The organism is Pseudomonas sp. SORGH_AS_0211 (genome assembly GCF_031453455.1).
GTDB lineage: Bacteria > Pseudomonadota > Gammaproteobacteria > Pseudomonadales > Pseudomonadaceae > Chryseomonas > Chryseomonas aestiva.
The window spans coordinates 777,899-794,589 of the sequence record NZ_JAVIZV010000001.1 but is presented as its reverse complement, the minus strand read 5'-3'; the positions used below and the strand labels follow the sequence as shown (position 1 = coordinate 794,589).

Here is a 16,691-nt window from a genome sequence, read left to right as displayed (position 1 = left end):
CTTAGAAATACCCCTGACGTTTCTTCTCTTCCATGGATCCGGCGCCATCGTGGTCGATGACTCGGCCCTGGCGTTCGGAGGTGCGGGTGAGCAGCATCTCCTGGATGATGTCCGTCAGCGTCGTCGCCTGGGATTCCACCGCGCCGGTCAGGGGGTAGCAGCCCAGGGTACGGAAGCGCACCTGGCGCTTGTGGATACGTGCCTTCTCCTCGGGCGAGAGGTGTTCGAGGATACGGTCGTCGTCGATCATGAGCAGGGTACCGTTCTTCTCGATCACCTCGCGCTCGGCGGCGAAGTACAGCGGCACGATCGGGATGCCTTCGAGATAGATGTACTGCCAGATGTCCAGCTCGGTCCAGTTGGACAGCGGAAAGACGCGGATCGACTCGCCCTTGTTGGTCTTGCCGTTGTAGATGTTCCACAGCTCGGGACGCTGATTCTTGGGATCCCAGCGGTGCTTGCTGTCGCGGAAGGAGTAGACGCGCTCCTTGGCCCGGGACTTCTCCTCGTCGCGGCGCGCGCCGCCGAATGCCGCGTCGAAGCCGTACTTGTCCAGCGCCTGCTTGAGGCCCTGGGTCTTCATGATGTCGGTGTGCTTGGCGCTGCCATGGGTGAAGGGGTTGATGCCCTGGGCGACCCCTTCCGGATTCTTGTGCACCAGCAGATCGAGCCCCATGTCGGCGACCATGCGATCGCGGAATTCGTACATGGCCTGGAATTTCCAGCCGGTGTCCACGTGGAGTACCGGGAACGGCAGCTTGCCGGGAAAGAAGGCCTTGCGGGCCAGGTGCAGCATCACGGCCGAATCCTTGCCGATGGAATACAGCATGACCGGATTGTCGAACTCGGCGGCCACTTCACGGATGATGTGGATGCTTTCCGCCTCAAGCTGTTTGAGGTGCGTCTGTTTGTCGAGCATGGCTACTCACGATTGCAGAAAGGTGGCCTAGAAGATGTCCGTTGCGGCATCCAGTCGACTGGACACACCGGACAGAGCGGGCCGTGGACGAACCTCAACCTTACCATAGGCAACGGTTATGGCCCGCCAGGCCATCTAGATCCAGAAGTTATATGCTTATGACGCTCAGGCGGGATTGTCGCAGTCAATGAAACGATGCTCGATGCCCAGTTGCGCGGCCAGAAAATCGCCCAGCGCCTGCACCCCATAGCGCTCGGTGGCATGGTGGCCGGCGGCGAAGAAACTCACCCCGTTCTCACGGGCACTGTGCACCGTCTGCTCGGACACCTCACCGGTGAGATAGGCATCCACCCCTGCGGCAATGGCCTGATCGAGGTAGCCCTGGGCACCGCCGGTGCACCAGGCCAGGCGCCGGATCGACCGCCCGCCGTCGACCACCAGCGGCTCGCGCTGCAGCACATGCGCCACCTGCCGAGCGAAGTCCGCGGCGGACCGTGGCTGCGGCAATTCGCCTTGCCAGATCAGCCCCTTGGCATCACTCGGCAGCGGCCGGATATCCTGCAGGCCCAGGCGGCGACCCAGCTGGACGTTGTTGCCCACCTCGGGATGGACGTCCAGCGGCAGGTGGTAGGCCAGCAGGCTGATGTCGTGGCTCAGCAGCGTCTTGATCCGCCGGTGCTTCATGCCGATAAGGCGGGCGTCCTCGTTTTTCCAGAAATAGCCATGGTGCACCAGGATGGCATCGGCCCCGGCCGCCACGGCGGCGTCCAGCAGCTGCTGGGAGGCGGTGACGCCACTGACCAGCAGGCGCACCTGCTCGCGGCCCTGGACCTGCAGGCCGTTGGGGCAATAATCCTGGATACGGGCCGACTCCAGGTAGCGGTCGGCGGTCTCCACCAATTGATCAAGGGACAGGGTCACGGACGGCTTACCTCCTCGCTGGCGGCGCCACAGCGTGTCTTCGGGTGGCGCCGCTCCTTATAATGCCCGCCAGCTTATCCGGCGCACCCCGGGTGGACAAATTCAAGGATGTGATCGATGTACAAGGCTTTGCGTTATCTCGGCTGGCCCGTGCTGTGCGGTCTGCTCGTTGCGGCCCTGATCATGCAGCGCTATCCGCAATGGCTCGGCCTGCCCGCCCAGCCGCCGCTGTTCGAGGCGGCCCAGGCGCCCGCGAATTCGCGTCAGCAGGGACCGGTCTCCTACGCCGACGCGGCGAGCCGCGCCGCGCCCGCGGTGGTATCGCTGCGTTCGACCAAGGCGGCCAAGCCGGGCAAGGCCGGCGATACGGCCAGTGACCGCAAGGGCGCGACCAAACCGGTGGAAGAACTCAGCCTGGGCTCGGCCGTGCTGATGAGCCATGACGGGTATCTGCTGACCAACAACCACGTGACCCTCGACGCCGAATCCATCGTGGTGGCGCTCGCCGACGGTCGCCAGACCCTGGCCAAGCTGATCGGCAACGATCCGGCCACCGACCTTGCCGTACTCAAGATCGACCTGCCCAACCTGCCGGCCATCTCGGTGGGCGATTCGACCGCCATCCGCATCGGTGACGTGGTGCTGGCCATCGGCAATCCCTTCGGCGTCGGCCAGACCGTGACCATGGGCATCATCAGCGCCACCGGCCGCAACCAGCTGGGTCTCAATACCTACGAGGACTTCATCCAGACCGATGCGGCGATCAACCTGGGCAATTCGGGCGGGGCGCTGGTGGATGCCAACGGCAATCTGATCGGCATCAACACCGCCATCCTCTCCGGCGGCTCCCAGGGCATCGGCTTCGCCATCCCGATCAAGCTGGCCATGGAGGTCATGCGCTCGATCATCCAGCATGGCCAGGTCATCCGCGGCTGGCTGGGGGTGGCGGTGGAAGTGATCACGCCAGAGCTGGTCAAGACCTACGGGCTGAAGGTCGACCAGGGCATCGTGGTGACCGATATCGACCCGGAAGGACCGGCGCACAAGGGCGGCCTGCGCGCCGGCGACGTGCTGGTCAAGCTGGCGGGCCAACCGATCAGGGACGGCCGGCTGGCGATGAACCAGATCGCCCGCAAGCAACCTGGCGACAGCATCCCCATCGAGGTGCTGCGCCAGGACAAGACCGTGCAGGTCAAGGTGATCGTCGGGCTGCGCCCCCTGATGGAGAAGGCGCGCTAGGCTCCGTACGTAAAGCGCCTAGGCTCGGCGACTTTTCGAACAGAGCCTGGCCATGAGCGGCCCTTAGAGGGTGTCGAGGGCCGTGATCAATGCCTGATTCTGCGCGGGCGTACCGATGGTGATGCGCAGGAAGTCGGCGATGCGTTCGGGGCGGCTGAAGTGGCGCACGATGACGCCGTGCTCGCGCAAGCCCGCGGCCAGCACCGCGCCGCCCTTCTGCACATGACGGGCGAAGATGAAGTTGGCGGCCGAGGGCAGGACCTCGAAGCCGCGCGCCAGCAACTCGCCCACCAGTGCTTCGCGACTCTCGATCACCTGCCGGCAGGTCTCGTCGAAATAGGCGCGGTCCTCGAAGGCAGCGGTCGCGCCGGCCAGCGCCAGGCGATCCAGCGGATAGGAGTTGAAGCTGTTCTTGATCCGCTCCAGGGCCTCCATCAGCGGCGCCTGACCCATGGCCAGGCCTACCCGCAGACCGGCCAGGGAGCGGGACTTGGACAGCGTCTGGGTCACCACCAGATTGGCATGGCGCTCGATCAGGGCGACCGCCGACTCCGCCCCGAAGTCGACATAGGCTTCGTCCACCACCACCACCGAGGTCGGATTGCCGGCGACGATGCGCTCGATGGCGTCCAGCGCCAGGGCGCTGCCGGTCGGCGCATTGGGGTTGGGGAAGATGATGCCGCCATTGGGGCGCAGATAGTCCTCGGGGACGATCTGGAAATCCTCGTCCAACGCCGGGGTCTCGAAGGCGATGTCGTAGAGGCCGCAATAGACCGGATAGAAGCTGTAGCTGATGTCCGGGAACAGCACGGGTCGGCCATGGCCGAACAGGCCCAGGAAGATGTGCGCCAGCACCTCGTCCGAGCCATTGCCGACAAACACCTGGTCGCTCTGGATGCCGTAGTAGCGGGCGACGGCATCCTTCAGCGCCTGGCCGTTGGGATCGGGATAGAGACGCAGGTCATCGGTAGCCGCGGCGCGGATGGCGTCCAGCGCCCGCGGCGACGGACCATAGGGGTTCTCGTTGGTATTGAGCTTGACCAGGTTGGTCAGCTTGGGCTGCTCACCCGGCACATAGGGCACCAGATTCTTGACGAAGGGACTCCAGAGTTCGCTCATGCCTGCTCTTCCTGAATACGGTATTCGGCGCTGCGGGCGTGGGCGGTCAGGGACTCGCCGCGCGCCAGGACCGAGGCGACCCGGCCCAGCGTGGAAGCGCCAGCGGCCGAGCAGTGGATGATCGAGGAACGCTTCTGGAAGTCGTAGACGCCCAGCGGCGAGGAGAAGCGCGCGGTGCCCGAGGTCGGCAGCACATGGTTGGGACCGGCGCAGTAGTCCCCCAGGGCCTCGGCGGTGTAGCGACCCATGAAGATGGCGCCGGCATGGCGAATGCTGGGTAGCCACTGCTCCGGCTCGGCGACGGAAAGCTCCAGGTGTTCGGGGGCGATGCGATTGACCACTTCGATGGCCTGGGCCATGTCGGTGACCTGGATCAGGGCACCCCGCCCTTCCAGGGAGGCACGGATGATGTCGGCGCGCTCCATTTCGGGCAGCAGGCGGGCGATGCTGGCCGCCACGGCGTCGAGGAAGGCGGCGTCCGGACTGACCAGGATGGCCTGGGCGTCCTCGTCGTGCTCGGCCTGGGAGAACAGGTCCATGGCGATCCAGTCGGGATCGGTCTGGCCGTCGCAGACCACCAGGATCTCGGAGGGGCCGGCGATCATGTCGATGCCGACCTTGCCGAACACGTGGCGCTTGGCGGTGGCGACATAGATGTTGCCGGGGCCGACGATCTTGTCAACCGGAGGCACGCTTTCGGTGCCATAGGCCAGGGCGGCCACCGCCTGGGCGCCGCCAATGGTGAAGACGCGATCGACACCGGCCAGGGCCGCAGCGGCCAGCACCAGTTCGTTGACCTCGCCGCGGGGCGTCGGCACCACCATGACCACCTCGCGCACGCCGGCGACCTTGGCCGGGATGGCGTTCATCAGCACCGAGGACGGATAGGAGGCCTTGCCCCCCGGCACATAGAGACCGGCACGATCCAGCGGGGTGACCTGCTGGCCGAGCACGGTGCCATCGGCCTCCTGATACTGCCAGGAATCCTGGCGCTGCTTTTCGTGATAACGACGGACGCGCTCGGCGGCGGCTTCCAGCGCGGTGCGCTGCTCCGGCGTGATCCGAGTCAGGGCTTCTTCCAAGCGCGCGCGCGGCAGGATGAGATCGCTCATGGACGTCGTTTCGACGCCGTCGAAGCGCCGGGTGTATTCCAGCAGGGCCTGATCACCCTGATGACGGACGTCGGCGATGATCGCCAGGACCCGCTGGTTGATGTCGGCGTCGGACACCCCTTCCCAGCTCAGCAGATGATCCAGATGCTCGGCGAAATCCGGAGCGGCGGCGGCGAGTCGGCGGATGGCGAGCGGAGCGGTCATGGCGGATCCTCTTCAGGAGAGCGAAAGGGGCGCCCGAGAGTAACAGCCGGCTCCGTGTGGGCGCCCGACAATTTGGCTATGGCACGGATAGGCGAAGCTGGAAGGATGGAAGCAGTCTTGGCCGGCATTCAGCTACCGGCCAGGACTTAGAATCTGTTCAAAGTCTCGCGAGCTAGAGACAAACAAGGGAAAAATGGCTGAGAAAGCGGAGTTTACGAGTGGTAAACGAGCATTCCGACGGGGCTGGCCCTCCAGGCCGTTCTTAACGCAGTTTGGCCGACGCGCAGCAGGCTTTGAACAGGTTCTCAGGCACCGCGCGCCTCTACGGCGTGGCGCAGGGTCTCGATGAGCGCCTGGATTCGACCGTGCTGCATCTTCATCGAGGCCTTGTTGACGATCAGGCGCGAGCTGATGTGGGCGATCAGCTCCTGGGGTTCGAGACCATTGGCCTTGAGGGTATTGCCGGTGTCGACCACGTCGATGATCTTGTCGGCCAGTCCCACCAGCGGTGCCAGCTCCATGGAGCCGTACAGCTTGATGATGTCGACCTGGCGGCCCTGCTCGGCATAGTAGCGCTTGGCGACATTGACGAACTTGGTCGCCACCCGCAGCCGGCCACGCGGCGCCGGAGCGCCCACGGCACCCGCGGTCATCAGCTTGCAGCGGGCGATACGCAGGTCCAGCGGCTCATAGAGGCCATCGCCGCCGTACTCCATCAGCACGTCCTTGCCGGCCACGCCCAGGTCCGCAGCGCCGTGCTCCACATAGGTGGGCACGTCGGTGGCGCGAACGATGAGCAGGCGCACATCGTCCTGGGTGGTCGGGATGATGAGCTTGCGGCTCTTGTCCGGATTCTCGGTCGGGGCGATCCCCGCCGCCGCCAGCAGCGGCAGGGTGTCGTCGAGGATACGGCCCTTGGACAGGGCGATGGTCAGCATCGGAGGTCCTTACTTGGGCGTACGACGGATCTTGGCACCGAGCAGCTGGAATTTCTCCTCGATGCATTCGTAGCCGCGGTCGATGTGGTAGATGCGATCGATCAGGGTATCGCCTTCGGCCACCAGGGCGGCGATGACCAGGCTCGCCGAGGCGCGCAGGTCGGTCGCCATGACCGGGGCGGCCTTGAGGCTGGGCACGCCGGTGACGATGGCGGCATTGCCCTCGATGGCGATGTTGGCGCCCATGCGCACCATCTCGTGAACGTGCATGAAGCGGTTCTCGAAGATGGTCTCGACCACGGTACCGGTGCCTTCGGCGACGGCGTTCATGGAGATGAACTGGGCCTGCATGTCGGTGGGGAACGCCGGGTAGGGCGCCGTGCGGATGTTGACCGCGCGGGGGCGATTGCCCTTCATGTCCAGCTCGATCCAGTTGCTGCCGGTCGAGATGTGGGCACCGGCCTCCTCCAGCTTGGCCAGCACGGCCTCGAGGATGGTCGGATCGGTGTCCTTGAGCTTGACGCGGCCACGGGTGGCGGCGGCGGCGACCAGGTAGCTGCCGGTCTCGATGCGGTCGGGCAGGACCGAATAGGTGGCGCCGCCCAGGCGCTCGACGCCTTCCACGGTGATGGTGTCGGTACCGGCGCCCTGGATGTTGGCGCCCATGGCGATCAGGCAGTTGGCCAGGTCGACGACCTCGGGCTCGCGAGCGGCGTTCTGGATCACGCTGCGACCCTTGGCTAGGGTGGCGGCCATCAGCACGTTCTCGGTACCGGTCACGCTGACGGTGTCGAAATAGTAGTGGGCACCGCGCAGGCCGCCGGCCGGCGCCTTGGCCTTGATGTAGCCGCCTTCGACGGTGATCTTGGCACCCATGGCCTCCAGGCCGCGCAGGTGCAGATCGACCGGACGCGAGCCGATGGCGCAGCCACCGGGCAGGGCGACTTCCGCTTCGCCGAAGCGTGCGACCATCGGGCCCAGCACCAGGATCGAGGCGCGCATGGTCTTGACCAGTTCATAGGGCGCGACCAGGGTCTTGATGCTGGACGCATCGACCTCGACATTGAGCTTTTCACCGATCACCGGCTGGACGCCCATGCGGCCGAACAGCTCGATCATGGTGGTGATGTCGTGCAGGTGCGGCAGGTTGGCGATGGTCACCGGGGTATCGGCGAGCAGGGTCGCGGCGAGGATCGGCAGGGCGGAGTTCTTGGCCCCGGAAATGCGAATTTCACCGTTCAGGCAGTTGCCGCCGGTAATGATCAGTTTGTCCATAGCGAGTTCTCGGCGCTGCGAATCAGGCGCGTTCGGCCCAGGCAGCACGGGTGAAGAATTTCATGGTGACAGCATGGATGCTGCCATCGGCGATCTGCGGCTGGAGATGGGAGTAGACCTGCTGCTGACGCTTGACCGGGCTGAGTGCCTGGAGCTCGTCGCTGATCAGGTAGAGCTGGAAGTTGCAGCCCTCGCCTTCCACTTCGACCTGGGTATCGGCCAGTTTTGCCTCAAGGAGGCTTTTGACTTCTTGGGCCTGCATGGCGGCACCTCGGCAATCTAGTACAGCCGGCGATCATACAAAAAAACCAGCTGTACGGCGACTGCGATGACCGTTACCCGTGAGCGTCGTCCGCCAGGGGTAACAGCTCCAGGGCATCCGAGACCTCGGCGATCTGCCGCAACTCGGAGGGCAGCCTGGCGATAGCCAGCGAGCAGCCCGCGGCCTGGGCATCGCGCAACCAGGCCAGCAACAGCGCCAGCCCGGCGCTGTTGGAGTGCTCAACGCCAGCGCAGTCCAGCACCAGCGGACCGCTGCCCTGGGCGATCAGGGTTCGACCTTGCTCGCGCAGGACCGGCACACTGGCGTGATCGAGTACGCCCGACAGCTGCAGCTGGGCGCCCTCGCGGGTGATGGCGGCGCGACTCACGAACCGACCTTGGCCTTCTGGGCCTCGGGAGAATCCTTGGCCTTGGCCACGGTGCCCGCCCAGTTGTTGATGGTCTTGTCCAGGTCGTTGCCGTTTTCCTGCATCGCCTGGGCGAACTGGTCGCGGAACAGCTTGCCGAGGTTCAGACCATTGATGATGACGTTGCGCACCTTCCAGTCATTGCCCTGCTTGACCATGCTGTACTGCACCGGGTAGACGGCGCCGTTGTTACCCTTGACCTCCATGCCCACGCTGGTGCGATCGGGACCGTCGGACGGACCTTCGGGCAGTACCCGGATACCCTGGTTGTTGTATTCCAGCAGCGCGTTGCCATAGAACTGCATCAGGCTGCGCTTGAAGTTTTCCTGGAAGCGCGTCATCTGCTCGGGCGAGGCGCTGCGGCTATAGCGCACGGTCATGATGCTGCGCGAGATGCCTTCGGCATCCACCACCGGGCCGAGGATGTTGTTGAGCGACTCGTAGAAGGCTTCCGGACTGCTGCGATACTTGTCGCGATTGGCCTCGAGATCGCTGAGCAGCGTGCTGGTGGTCTGCTGGATCACGTCGTGGGCCGAGGGTGCCGCCTGGGACACCAGGGGCAGCAGGGCCAGGATCGCGATCACTCCGTGACGAAGTAGCTTGAGCATGGAGAAGCCTCTCATCATTTATTGGCGGAAGAGTCTTTATTGACCGAATTGAGCAGGAATTTGCCGATCAGGTCTTCGAGAACCAGCGAGGATTGTGTATCTCGAATGGTCGAGCCTTCCTTGAGCACCTGTTCGTCCCCGCCCACGCTGATGCCGATGTATTTCTCGCCGAGCAGGCCGGCGGTCAGGATCGAGGCGATGGAGTCGGTCGGCAGGTTGTCCACCTGCTTGTCGATCTGCATGGTGACCCGGCCGCGGTAGCTGTTGCGGTCGAGATCGATGGCGGTGACCTTGCCGATGGTCACGCCCGACATGGTCACCCGCGATCTCACGGTGAGACCGGCGATGTTGTCGAAGTAGGCATAGACCTTGTAGGTATCGTGATGGTCGCTCATCGTCAGACCGCTTACCCGCAGCGCCAGCAGCAGCAATGCGAGCACGCCGGCCAGCAGGAAGAGTCCGACACCGATTTCCTGGGTGCGGGTTTGCATCAGAGATCTCCAAACATCAGGGCGGTAAGAATGAAGTCGAGGCCGAGCACGGCAAGCGACGCATAGACGACGGTACGGGTGGTGGCGCGACCGATGCCTTCGGAGGTCGGCTCGCAGTCATACCCCTGGAAGACGGCGACCCAGGTCACCACGAAGGCGAACACCAGGCTCTTGATCACGCCATTGAGCACGTCGCTGAGCATCACGCTGTTCTGCATGGTGGCCCAGAAGGAGCCGTCGTAGACGCCGAGCCAGTCGATGGCGACCATGGCCGCGCCCCAGATACCCACCACATTGAACATGGCGGCCAGCAAGGGCATGGAAATGAAGCCGGCCCAGAAACGCGGCGCGACGATGTACTTGAGCGGATCCACGCCGATCATTTCCAGGCTGGACAGCTGCTCGGTGGATTTCATGTTGCCGATCTCGGCGGTCAGGGCGGAACCGGCCCGACCGGCGAACAGCAGCGCCGTCACCACCGGCCCCAGTTCGCGCAGCAGGGTCAGGGCGACCATCTGCCCCACGGCCTGCTCGGAGCCGTACTTGACCAGGATGTTGTAGCCCTGCAGGGCAATCACCATGCCGATGAAGAAGCCCGACACCACGATGATGGGCAGCGACATCACGCCCACCGAATAGAGTTGCTTGCCCAGCAGCTGCAGGCCGCTGCCCACGCCACCGCGACCGAACACCGCCAGGAGCAGGACGATGACGGAGCGGCCAATGGCCGCCACGACGTCCAGCCCGGCCTTGCCCAGCCGACGAATCCGCTCCACGGCGGAGACCTTACGCATCAGTGTTTCCCCAGCAAGGCATCGCGCAGATCAGGCGCGGCGTAGTGGAAGGGTACGGGGCCATCGGGGATGCCCTGCATGAACTGGCGAACCCGCGGATCGGGCGATTCGCGCAGCTCCTTCGGCGTGCCCTGCCCCAGCACCTTGGTATCGCCAACCACATAGAGGTAGTCGGCGATGCTGGCCGTCTCGGCCAGGTCGTGGGAGACCACGATGCTGGTCAGTCCGAGCGCCTGGTTGAGCAGGCGGATCAGCCGTACCAGCACGCCCATGGCAATGGGGTCCTGGCCAACGAAGGGCTCGTCGTACATGAGGATCTGCGGATCCAGAGCGATGGCCCGCGCCAGGGCGACCCGGCGCTTCATGCCGCCGGACAGCTCGTCCGGCATCAGCTCGACGGCACCGCGCAGGCCCACCGCCTGCAGCTTGAGCAGGACGATGTCGCGGATCATCTCTTCGGGCAGCTTGGTGTGCACCCGCAGTGGAAAGGCCACGTTCTCGAACACATCGAGATCGGTGAACAGCGCGCCGCTCTGGAACAGCACACCCATCTGCCGGCGCATGTCGAACAGCTCACCCCGGGACAGCTGCGGCAGATTGGCGCCATTGACCCAGATCTCGCCACTGCTTGGCCGCAACTGGGCGGCGATGAGGCGCAACAGGGTGGTCTTGCCACTGCCGGACGGTCCCATGATCCCGGTGACCTTGCCCCGCGGGATGCGGATATCGACCCGGTCGTAGATGAGACGCGTGCCGCGCTTGAAGGAAACGCCCTTTAGCTCCACGGCGTACGGGCTATCGACGGTCATCGAGACTCCTAAGGTTCAACTCTGTGCAGGGAGACGCCGCTCCGCCGCTTCAGGGCACGCGGCTCTCGCGTTCGGCGGCCCCGGCAAAAGGGCGGCACTATAGCATTCGTTGCCGATGAGACGCCTGAACTGCGGGCGACGTTGCTGAGTGTCGCGGCTTTGCGCATATAATTTCCGATTGTCCCGTCACCTGCCTTCTGACCCATGCCCGACTCAATAGATTTCATCGCTTCCGCCAAGCGCACCATAGATGTAGAGCGAGCGGCAGTGGCCGCCCTGGGCGAACGCATCGACGAAAGCTTTGCCGCCGCCTGTCGCCGCCTGCTCGCCTGCCGCGGGCGGATCGTGGTCCTGGGCATGGGCAAGTCCGGGCATGTCGGCAACAAGATCGCCGCGACCCTGGCCAGCACCGGCAGTCCGGCCTTCTTCGTGCACCCGGCCGAAGCCAGCCATGGCGACATGGGCATGATCACCCGCGATGACGTCATCATCGCCATCTCCCAGTCGGGCACCTCCAGCGAGATCCTGACCCTGCTGCCACTGATCAAGCGCCTCGGCGTCCCGCTGATCAGCTTCGCCGGCAATCCCGCCTCGCCGCTGGCCAAGGCCGCGGACGTCAATCTGGATACCAGCGTCGCCACCGAGGCCTGCCCGCTCAATCTGGCACCCACCTCCTCCACCACCGTCGCCCTGGTGCTGGGCGACGCCCTGGCCATCGCCCTGCTCGAGGCCCGCGGCTTCACCGCCGAGGACTTCGCCTTTTCCCACCCGGGCGGCGCCCTGGGTCGGCGCCTGCTGCTCAAGGTGGAAAACGTCATGCATGCCGGCGTCGACCTGCCGCAGGTCAGCGAAGACACCCTGGTGTCCGATGCCCTGCTGGAGATGTCGCGCAAGGGACTGGGCATGACCAGCGTGCTCGGCACCGATGGTCGTCTGGCCGGCATCTTCACCGACGGCGATCTGCGTCGCGCCCTGGATCGCGGCATCGACGTGCGCACCACGGCGATCGCAACCGTGATGACCCGTGGCGGTCGAACCGCCAGGGCGCAGATGCTCGCCGCCGAGGCGCTGAAGATCATGGAGGAGCACAAGATCAACGCGCTGGTGGTGATCGATGACGAGCGCCGGCCGATCGGCGCCCTCAACATGGGTGACCTGCTACGCGCCGGGGTGCTGTAGGCCGGGTTATACTGCCCGACTAATACGCCGCAATCTCGTGTTCAACCCGCCGCCCCTGGTGCGGCCCACCACAGGTACCCTCATGTTTCGCAGCTTGCGCCGCCCCGTGCTGTTGGTCCTGATCGCCGCCGCGCTCATCGCGATCGGCTACTGGAACATCCTGCCGCAGCGCTTCGTCGATGCTCCGGCCTCGTCGACCCCGCAAGACAGCGCCATCGACGGCTATGCCCTCAATACCCGGACGATCCAGTATCGCCTGGACGGCAAGATCCAGTACGAACTCAAGGCCGAGCGCAGCGAACACGTCAAGGCGACCGACGTCACCCTGGTGACCCGGCCCGACATGCTGGCCTTTCGCGGTACCGACTATCCCTGGCACATTCGCAGTGCCCGCGCCGAGGTCGCCCCCGGTGGCAGTCAGGCGGAGCTGATCGATGACGTGCGCGTCGAGCGTACCGATGAAAAAGGCCGCCCGGTGGTGTTGACCACCACCCGCATGACCGTCTTTCCTGACAAACAATATGCGCAAACCGAGCAAGCCGTTAGAATCGAGGCCGCCAATGGGGTGACCACGGCCAATGGCATGAAAGCGTATCTAGAAGACGGCAGAATGCTCCTGCTGTCCAACGTAAGAGGCCAGCATGAGGTTCGTTAAAACCCTCCCCTTCCTGTTCACCCTCGGCGCCACCTTTGGCAGTGCCGCGGCTTGGGCCCTGCCGACCGATCGCACCCAGCCGATCCGCGTGCAGGCCGATAGCGCCGAGCTCGACGACAAGCAGGGCGTGGCCGTGTACCGCGGAGACGTGGTCATCACCCAGGGCAGCATGAAGATCACCGGCAACACGGTGACCTTGACCCAGGACAACCAGGGCAACATCAAGGTCGCCACCGCAGTGGGCAAACCGGCCTACTACGAGCAGAAGCCCTCGGCAGACAAGGACATCGTCAAGGCCTATGGTCTGACGATCCAGTATTTCGCCCAGGAAAATCGCATCATCCTGATCGATCAGGCCAAGGTGGTCCAACAGGGCAACACCTTCGAAGGTGAGAAGATCGTCTACGACACCCAGCGCCAGATCGTCAACGCCGGGCGCGCCAATGGCAGCAAGGTCACCACGCCACGGCCGCGCATCGACATGGTCATCCAGCCCAAGGATCAGCAGCAGTCGGGGCAGGGACAATGACGGTCACGCTCAAAGCCCAGCATCTGGCCAAGAGCTACAAGGGTCGTCAGGTCGTTCGCGACGTCAGCGTCAGCATCGACAGCGGTCAGATCGTCGGCCTGCTAGGTCCGAACGGCGCCGGCAAGACCACCTGTTTCTACATGATCGTCGGCCTGGTCAAGGCCGATCAGGGTCGCGTGCTGATCGACGATCAGGATGTCACCGCCCTGCCCATGCATGGCCGGGCCCGCGCCGGGATCGGCTACCTGCCGCAGGAAGCCTCGATCTTTCGCAAGCTGACCGTGGCCGACAACATCCTCGGCATCCTGGAAACCCGCAAGGACCTGGACAAGGCCGGTCGCCTGCGCGAGCTGGAAAGCCTGCTGCAGGAATTCCACATCACCCATATCCGCGACAATCGCGGCATGAGCCTGTCGGGTGGCGAAAGACGCCGCGTCGAGATCGCTCGCGCCCTCGCCACCGCACCCAAGTTCATCCTGCTGGACGAACCCTTCGCCGGTGTGGACCCCATCTCGGTGGGCGACATCAAGCAGATCATTCGCCACCTCAAGGCCAAGGGCATCGGTGTGCTCATCACCGACCACAATGTCCGGGAAACCCTGACCATCTGCGAAACGGCCTATATCGTCAACGACGGCCAGCTCATCGCCGAGGGTACCGCCGAGGAAGTCCTCGCCAACGACCTGGTCAAGGAAGTCTATCTGGGCCACGAATTCCGCCTCTAGGCAAACCCGGGGAAACAAGGCATATAATTTGCTAACGCTCGCAGGGTTCGCGAGGTTCGGTGGCGCTGTTCGCGTCGGTAGACAAGGTGTATTTCCGCAGCCATGAAACCATCGCTAGTCCTCAAGATGGGCCAGCAGCTGACGATGACGCCGCAGCTGCAACAAGCCATACGTCTGCTTCAGCTCTCGACGCTCGACTTGCAGCAGGAAATCCAGGAAGCCCTGGAGTCCAACCCGATGCTGGAACGCCAGGAAGAAGGTGAAGACTTCGACCAGAGCGAAGCCTCGAGCGAAGGCGATGAGAGCTCAGGCTCGGGCAACATGGAAACCACCTTCAAGGAAACTTCGGTCGCCACCAACGAGATGGCCGACGAATCCGAGTGGAGCGAGCGCATCCCCAGCGACAGCGAGCTGCCGGTCGATACCGCCTGGGAAGACATCTACCAGACCAGTGCCAGCAGCCTGCCCAGCAATGACGACGACGAGTGGGACTTCACCACTCGCACCTCGGCGGGCGAGAGCCTGCAGACCCACCTGCTCTGGCAGCTCAACCTGGCACCCATGTCGGATCTCGATCGCCTGATCGCCGTAGCGATCATCGACGGCATCGATACCGACGGCTATCTGCAGGAAAGCCTCGAAGACATCCATGCTTCGCTGGATCCCGAGCTGGAAGTCGATCTCGATGAAGTCGAGGTGGTCCTCAGACGCGTCCAGCAATTCGAGCCGGCCGGTGTCGCCGCTCGCAACCTGCGCGAATGCCTGCTGATCCAGCTGGCCCAGCTACCGGCCAACCTCCCCCTCCTCGGCGAGGCCAGGCGCCTGGTCAGCGACTACCTCGATCTGCTCGGCAGCCGCGACTATGCGCAGCTGATGCGGCGCATGAAGATCAAGGAAGACGAGCTCAAGCCCGTCATCGAACTGATCCAGACCCTGCATCCGCGTCCCGGCTCGCAGATCGAATCCGGCGAAGCCGAATACGTGGTGCCGGACGTCATCGTCCGCAAGCACAACGAGCGCTGGCTGGTGGAGCTCAATCAGGAAGCCGTGCCGCGCCTGCGGGTCAATCCCCAGTACGCCGGCTTCGTCAAGCGTGCCGACAGCAGCGCCGACAACACCTACATGCGCAACCAGCTGCAGGAAGCGCGCTGGTTCATCAAGAGCCTGCAGAGCCGCAACGAGACCCTGATGAAGGTGGCGACTCAGATCGTCGAGCACCAGCGCGGTTTTCTCGAATACGGCGAAGAGGCCATGAAGCCGCTGGTCCTGCATGACATCGCCGAGGCGGTGGGCATGCACGAGTCGACCATCTCCCGGGTGACCACCCAGAAGTTCATGCACACCCCGCGTGGCATCTACGAACTCAAGTATTTCTTCTCCAGCCACGTCAGCACCGCCGAGGGGGGCGAATGCTCCTCCACCGCGATCCGCGCGATCATCAAGAAATTGGTGGCGGCGGAAAACGCGAAAAAGCCGTTGAGTGACAGCAAGATCGCTGGTTTACTGGAATCGCAAGGTATACAAGTCGCTCGTCGCACGGTGGCTAAGTATCGGGAATCCCTGGGTATCGCTCCGTCCAGCGAACGCAAGCGTCTCATCTGACGCGTCCTGATGTGTGACCGTGCTTCGTTCGACCCGTGTCATGTCGGCGAGCAGCTTCGCCGATCGCAGCCCGGCAATAAGGAGAAGCGGTATGCAAGTCAACATCAGTGGCCATCAGCTTGAAGTGACAGAAGCCCTGCGTGACTACATCGGCGAGAAACTCGCCCGCCTCGAACGGCACTTCGACCGTATCACCAACGTCCAGGTCATCCTGGAAGTGGACAAGCTCAAGCAGAAAGCCGAAGCCACCCTGCACGTCGCCGGCGCCGCGGTGGTTGCCAATGCCGAGCACGACGACATGTATGCCGCCATCGATCTCCTGGCCGACAAGCTCGACCGCCAACTGATTAAACACAAGGAAAAATCGATCGAACGCCAGCAGGGCGTCGGCGTCCGCTGAGGTTTCGATCGCCGCTTTATGATCAGACTCGAAAACATCCTGACCCCCGGCCGCACCCAGACGGATGCGCCGGGTGGCAGCAAAGCCGCTGTACTGGAACGCATCGCCGAACTGGCCGCGCAGGAACTGCCCGGCCACGACGCGGCGCACATCCATGAATGCCTGATGGCGCGCGAGCGCCTGGGCTCGACCGGTTTCGGTAACGGCATTGCCATTCCCCACTGCCGCCTGGCGGGTCTGCAACAACCGCTGTGCGTGCTCTTCCACCTGCAGCAACCGGTCGACTTCGACTCCCTGGACGGTGCGCCGGTAGATCTGGTGTTCGTCCTGCTGGTGCCGGAAGCCGCCACCGAGCAGCACCTCACGCTGCTGCGCCAGATCGCCGGCATCCTCGATCGCGCCGACATCCGCGAGCGGCTGCGCAAGGCCAGGGACAGTCAGGCGCTCTATCAGATCGTCGTCGAGGCCCAGAGCGGACACTGA

20 protein-coding genes are annotated in these 16,691 nt (G+C 64.2%); 8 read left to right on the top strand and 12 right to left on the bottom strand.

The annotated features are described in order from the left end of the window. Position 1 precedes the first annotated feature (1 nt). Positions 2-919, bottom strand: a complete 918-nt coding sequence (gene cysD / locus QE393_RS03600; protein WP_007159501.1) for a sulfate adenylyltransferase subunit CysD — start codon at positions 917-919, stop codon at positions 2-4. 165 nt (positions 920-1,084) lie between these two features. Continuing rightward, the gene (locus QE393_RS03595; RefSeq protein WP_310042147.1) at positions 1,085-1,840 is read right to left on the bottom strand and encodes a Nif3-like dinuclear metal center hexameric protein; all 756 of its coding nucleotides are present in this window, start codon (positions 1,838-1,840) and stop codon (positions 1,085-1,087) included. Positions 1,841-1,957: 117 nt separating this feature from the next. Here QE393_RS03595 and QE393_RS03590 point away from each other — a divergent pair, with 117 nt between their 5' ends. Further along, positions 1,958-3,079: a trypsin-like peptidase domain-containing protein gene (locus QE393_RS03590; protein WP_310042146.1), complete on the top strand. Its 1,122-nt coding sequence runs from the start codon at positions 1,958-1,960 to the stop codon at positions 3,077-3,079. A gap of 63 nt (positions 3,080-3,142) precedes the next feature. Here QE393_RS03590 and hisC read toward each other — a convergent pair whose 3' ends face one another. From hisC to QE393_RS03540, 10 genes are all read right to left on the bottom strand, one after another. Continuing rightward, positions 3,143-4,198 (bottom strand): histidinol-phosphate transaminase, encoded by a 1,056-nt coding sequence (gene hisC, locus QE393_RS03585; protein WP_310042144.1) that lies wholly within the window; start codon positions 4,196-4,198, stop codon positions 3,143-3,145. Next, positions 4,195-5,514 (bottom strand): histidinol dehydrogenase, encoded by a 1,320-nt coding sequence (gene hisD / locus QE393_RS03580; protein WP_310042141.1) that lies wholly within the window; start codon positions 5,512-5,514, stop codon positions 4,195-4,197. Before hisD ends, hisC begins: the two co-directional genes overlap by 4 nt. Positions 5,515-5,819: 305 nt before the next feature. Next, positions 5,820-6,452: an ATP phosphoribosyltransferase gene (hisG, locus tag QE393_RS03575; protein WP_007159506.1), complete on the bottom strand. Its 633-nt coding sequence runs from the start codon at positions 6,450-6,452 to the stop codon at positions 5,820-5,822. A 9-nt stretch (positions 6,453-6,461) separates the two neighbouring features. Further along, complete coding sequence (gene murA / locus QE393_RS03570; RefSeq protein WP_273808724.1) at positions 6,462-7,727, bottom strand: UDP-N-acetylglucosamine 1-carboxyvinyltransferase; 1,266 nt, start codon at positions 7,725-7,727, stop codon at positions 6,462-6,464. 22 nt (positions 7,728-7,749) lie between these two features. Next, positions 7,750-7,989 carry a BolA family protein gene (locus QE393_RS03565; protein WP_007159508.1) on the bottom strand — a complete coding sequence of 80 codons (240 nt, stop codon included), beginning with the start codon at positions 7,987-7,989 and terminating at the stop codon, positions 7,750-7,752. A 73-nt stretch (positions 7,990-8,062) separates the two neighbouring features. Next, positions 8,063-8,377 carry an STAS domain-containing protein gene (locus tag QE393_RS03560; RefSeq protein WP_310042138.1) on the bottom strand — a complete coding sequence of 105 codons (315 nt, stop codon included), beginning with the start codon at positions 8,375-8,377 and terminating at the stop codon, positions 8,063-8,065. Then, a complete protein-coding gene (locus QE393_RS03555) occupies positions 8,374-9,024 on the bottom strand; it encodes a phospholipid-binding protein MlaC (protein ID WP_187978686.1) in 651 nt (216 codons plus the stop codon). Before QE393_RS03555 ends, QE393_RS03560 begins: the two co-directional genes overlap by 4 nt. 14 nt (positions 9,025-9,038) lie before the next feature. Beyond that, positions 9,039-9,515, bottom strand: coding sequence for an outer membrane lipid asymmetry maintenance protein MlaD (gene mlaD / locus QE393_RS03550; RefSeq protein ID WP_007159511.1), 477 nt, complete (start codon positions 9,513-9,515; stop codon positions 9,039-9,041). Next, a complete protein-coding gene (gene mlaE, locus QE393_RS03545) occupies positions 9,515-10,309 on the bottom strand; it encodes a lipid asymmetry maintenance ABC transporter permease subunit MlaE (protein ID WP_059314028.1) in 795 nt (264 codons plus the stop codon). The genes mlaD and mlaE overlap by 1 nt, the downstream gene beginning before the upstream one ends. Then, complete coding sequence (locus QE393_RS03540; RefSeq protein ID WP_187978685.1) at positions 10,309-11,118, bottom strand: ATP-binding cassette domain-containing protein; 810 nt, start codon at positions 11,116-11,118, stop codon at positions 10,309-10,311. Before QE393_RS03540 ends, mlaE begins: the two co-directional genes overlap by 1 nt. A 204-nt stretch (positions 11,119-11,322) precedes the next feature. On the opposite strand from QE393_RS03540, the gene QE393_RS03535 reads away from it, so the two are divergent. The 7 genes from QE393_RS03535 to ptsN all read left to right on the top strand — a co-directional run bounded on the left by QE393_RS03535 (position 11,323) and on the right by ptsN (position 16,691). Next, on the top strand, positions 11,323-12,297 hold the full coding sequence (locus QE393_RS03535; protein WP_310042133.1) for a KpsF/GutQ family sugar-phosphate isomerase: 975 nt from the start codon (positions 11,323-11,325) through the stop codon (positions 12,295-12,297). A gap of 82 nt (positions 12,298-12,379) precedes the next feature. Beyond that, the gene (lptC, locus tag QE393_RS03530; protein ID WP_007159515.1) at positions 12,380-12,952 is read left to right on the top strand and encodes an LPS export ABC transporter periplasmic protein LptC; all 573 of its coding nucleotides are present in this window, start codon (positions 12,380-12,382) and stop codon (positions 12,950-12,952) included. Then, complete coding sequence (lptA, locus tag QE393_RS03525; RefSeq protein WP_007159516.1) at positions 12,939-13,481, top strand: lipopolysaccharide transport periplasmic protein LptA; 543 nt, start codon at positions 12,939-12,941, stop codon at positions 13,479-13,481. Before lptC ends, lptA begins: the two co-directional genes overlap by 14 nt. Further along, entirely contained in the window at positions 13,478-14,206 is a 729-nt protein-coding gene (gene lptB, locus QE393_RS03520; protein WP_017640054.1) for an LPS export ABC transporter ATP-binding protein, read from the top strand. The genes lptA and lptB overlap by 4 nt, the downstream gene beginning before the upstream one ends. A gap of 102 nt (positions 14,207-14,308) precedes the next feature. Then, positions 14,309-15,808, top strand: coding sequence for an RNA polymerase factor sigma-54 (locus QE393_RS03515; protein ID WP_273808721.1), 1,500 nt, complete (start codon positions 14,309-14,311; stop codon positions 15,806-15,808). A 91-nt stretch (positions 15,809-15,899) separates the two neighbouring features. After that, a complete protein-coding gene (hpf, locus tag QE393_RS03510) occupies positions 15,900-16,208 on the top strand; it encodes a ribosome hibernation-promoting factor, HPF/YfiA family (RefSeq protein WP_007159519.1) in 309 nt (102 codons plus the stop codon). Between the two features lie 18 nt (positions 16,209-16,226). Further along, positions 16,227-16,691, top strand: coding sequence for a PTS IIA-like nitrogen regulatory protein PtsN (gene ptsN, locus QE393_RS03505; RefSeq protein WP_273808720.1), 465 nt, complete (start codon positions 16,227-16,229; stop codon positions 16,689-16,691).

Bases quoted from the DNA above. Each gene is read 5' to 3' on its own strand.
- cysD (WP_007159501.1), bottom strand. From the start codon at position 919: ATGCTCGACAAACAGACGCACCTCAAACAGCTTGAGGCGGAAAGCATC.
- QE393_RS03590 (WP_310042146.1), top strand. From the start codon at position 1,958: ATGTACAAGGCTTTGCGTTATCTCGGCTGGCCCGTGCTGTGCGGTCTG.
- hisC (WP_310042144.1), bottom strand. From the start codon at position 4,198: ATGAGCGAACTCTGGAGTCCCTTCGTCAAGAATCTGGTGCCCTATGTG.
- hisD (WP_310042141.1), bottom strand. From the start codon at position 5,514: ATGACCGCTCCGCTCGCCATCCGCCGACTCGCCGCCGCCGCTCCGGAT.
- hisG (WP_007159506.1), bottom strand. From the start codon at position 6,452: ATGCTGACCATCGCCCTGTCCAAGGGCCGTATCCTCGACGACACCCTG.
- murA (WP_273808724.1), bottom strand. From the start codon at position 7,727: ATGGACAAACTGATCATTACCGGCGGCAACTGCCTGAACGGTGAAATT.
- QE393_RS03565 (WP_007159508.1), bottom strand. From the start codon at position 7,989: ATGCAGGCCCAAGAAGTCAAAAGCCTCCTTGAGGCAAAACTGGCCGAT.
- QE393_RS03555 (WP_187978686.1), bottom strand. From the start codon at position 9,024: ATGCTCAAGCTACTTCGTCACGGAGTGATCGCGATCCTGGCCCTGCTG.
- mlaD (WP_007159511.1), bottom strand. From the start codon at position 9,515: ATGCAAACCCGCACCCAGGAAATCGGTGTCGGACTCTTCCTGCTGGCC.
- mlaE (WP_059314028.1), bottom strand. From the start codon at position 10,309: ATGCGTAAGGTCTCCGCCGTGGAGCGGATTCGTCGGCTGGGCAAGGCC.
- QE393_RS03540 (WP_187978685.1), bottom strand. From the start codon at position 11,118: ATGACCGTCGATAGCCCGTACGCCGTGGAGCTAAAGGGCGTTTCCTTC.
- QE393_RS03535 (WP_310042133.1), top strand. From the start codon at position 11,323: ATGCCCGACTCAATAGATTTCATCGCTTCCGCCAAGCGCACCATAGAT.
- lptC (WP_007159515.1), top strand. From the start codon at position 12,380: ATGTTTCGCAGCTTGCGCCGCCCCGTGCTGTTGGTCCTGATCGCCGCC.
- lptA (WP_007159516.1), top strand. From the start codon at position 12,939: ATGAGGTTCGTTAAAACCCTCCCCTTCCTGTTCACCCTCGGCGCCACC.
- lptB (WP_017640054.1), top strand. From the start codon at position 13,478: ATGACGGTCACGCTCAAAGCCCAGCATCTGGCCAAGAGCTACAAGGGT.
- QE393_RS03515 (WP_273808721.1), top strand. From the start codon at position 14,309: ATGAAACCATCGCTAGTCCTCAAGATGGGCCAGCAGCTGACGATGACG.
- hpf (WP_007159519.1), top strand. From the start codon at position 15,900: ATGCAAGTCAACATCAGTGGCCATCAGCTTGAAGTGACAGAAGCCCTG.
- ptsN (WP_273808720.1), top strand. From the start codon at position 16,227: ATGATCAGACTCGAAAACATCCTGACCCCCGGCCGCACCCAGACGGAT.